This is a genomic window from Ectobacillus sp., from assembly GCF_056992975.1.
Genome location: NZ_JBXKMX010000049.1, coordinates 1 through 1611, shown reverse-complemented (window position 1 = coordinate 1611; position 1611 = coordinate 1). Strand labels below are relative to the sequence as shown.

Sequence of the window (1611 nt, the reverse complement as noted above, 5' to 3'; positions counted from 1 at the left end):
TATGTATTATTTTACAGCTGCTTTTAGTTCTTTTCCTGCTTTGAATGCTGGTGCTTTTGTTGCAGCAATTGTAATTTCAGCACCTGTTTGTGGGTTACGGCCTGTACGTTCTGCGCGTTCGCGAACTTCAAATGTTCCGAAACCAATCAATTGTACTTTTTCACCAGATGCTAAAGCTTTTGTTACAGTTTCGAAAACTGCATTGACTGCTGTTGTTGCATCTTTTTGTGATAATTCTGTTGCTTCTGCTACTTTTTTAACTAATTCTGTTTTATTCATGTTTGCCACCTCTATTTATACTATTGATGAGGGCTTTATTATAACTCACAATACGGCTTTTGTACAAGTCATATCTGTTATTTCTTCTCATTTTGCCAATGAATACACCAAGTGTTCTTTCATGAGCACACATTAATATTTGATATTCTGTGTGCTCAACATACGGATCCCGTTTTTGTATAAAAAAAGTATTGACATAAAAAAGTTACTATCGTATTGACATTGCTATAATTTTGAAATTGTGATACAATGAATTTATATGAATGCATCTTATTTATAATTCACATTTTGTCAAGCAGTGCTATTTTGTCTACGAAGCTTGCCAATGTGTGAATCATTTTTTTATAAATAAATATGTCATGCATGGTAACTTGTTTCAACGAATAAGGAGCCTTTGTATTCGTTCCAAGTTATATGAAACAGGTTCTAAATTATTTAAAAATTGAACGAGGCCACCGTAATCCCTTTAGGGATAAAGTCATTTTTCTTTCCTTACAAGAGGATACAGGCTGTTAACAGATTCGTTAGCAGTCTTTATTTATTTCAGCCTTATTCTTAATTTAAGAAGGAGTGATTTCATGAATTGGAATAAGAAAAAAGACATTATGCAGCAAGAACGCAAATTAGAAGAAGTTGAAGTTTGGGCTTGCGAGGCAGAAGATTGTAAGGGATGGATGCGTAAAGAATTTTCTCTAAGCGAAGTACCTACCTGCCCTTTATGTAAATCAAAAATGAAAACGGAAACTCGTATGTTATACGAATTATCGAATTAACAAAAAAAGCTAAGCCATTCCAGGCTTAGCTTTTTTTGTTATTCACGATCATGATTCTTACTTTTCATCATTTGATAGTATGTAAAAACTAGGCAAGCGATGGCAAGCAAGCTACATACATACTGAAAAAATTTCAAAACAGTCATAGGCATACCCTCCTTACATGATGTATAGTATGCCTATCATTTCCCCTTTTTATAGTATTCTTTACGAACATATTACTATTTCTATTCCCTAGTTTATAACATTACTTTATAACAAATTTCGTTTGACTAAATCCATCCTTACTCTTTGTCACTTCTAATGAGGCTGGGAGCGCTTGCTTTAGTTCCTGTACATGTGAAATGACCCCAATAATCCGCCCTGATTTCTGCAAATCTATTAACGTATCTATTGCTTTCATGAGCGACTCTTCATCAAGTGAACCAAACCCTTCATCGATAAACATTGTTTCAATACTAATACCACCCTCATAAGACTGAATAACATCCGCCATTCCAAGTGCTAGACATAGAGAAGCATTAAATTTTTCTCCACCTGATAGAGTTTTCACATCACG

At 34.2% G+C, this 1611-nt stretch carries 3 protein-coding genes; 1 reads left to right on the top strand and 2 read right to left on the bottom strand.

The genetic code is table 11. The annotated features are described in order from the left end of the window. Window positions 1-6 precede the first annotated feature (6 nt). Window positions 7-279 (bottom strand): HU family DNA-binding protein, encoded by a 273-nt coding sequence (locus AC11ZT_RS01940; RefSeq protein ID WP_484057993.1) that lies wholly within the window; start codon window positions 277-279, stop codon window positions 7-9. A 578-nt stretch (window positions 280-857) separates the two neighbouring features. Here AC11ZT_RS01940 and AC11ZT_RS01935 point away from each other — a divergent pair. Beyond that, complete coding sequence (locus tag AC11ZT_RS01935) at window positions 858-1052, top strand: cold-inducible protein YdjO-related protein (RefSeq protein WP_484057992.1); 195 nt, start codon at window positions 858-860, stop codon at window positions 1050-1052. Between the two features lie 247 nt (window positions 1053-1299). Here the strand turns inward: AC11ZT_RS01935 and AC11ZT_RS01930 are convergent. Beyond that, a partial coding sequence (locus AC11ZT_RS01930; RefSeq protein ID WP_484057991.1) for an SbcC/MukB-like Walker B domain-containing protein occupies window positions 1300-1611 on the bottom strand: 312 nt, incomplete at its 5' end.

Bases quoted from the DNA above. Each gene is read 5' to 3' on its own strand.
- AC11ZT_RS01940 (WP_484057993.1), bottom strand. From the start codon at position 279: ATGAATAAAACAGAATTAGTTAAAAAAGTAGCAGAAGCAACAGAATTA.
- AC11ZT_RS01935 (WP_484057992.1), top strand. From the start codon at position 858: ATGAATTGGAATAAGAAAAAAGACATTATGCAGCAAGAACGCAAATTA.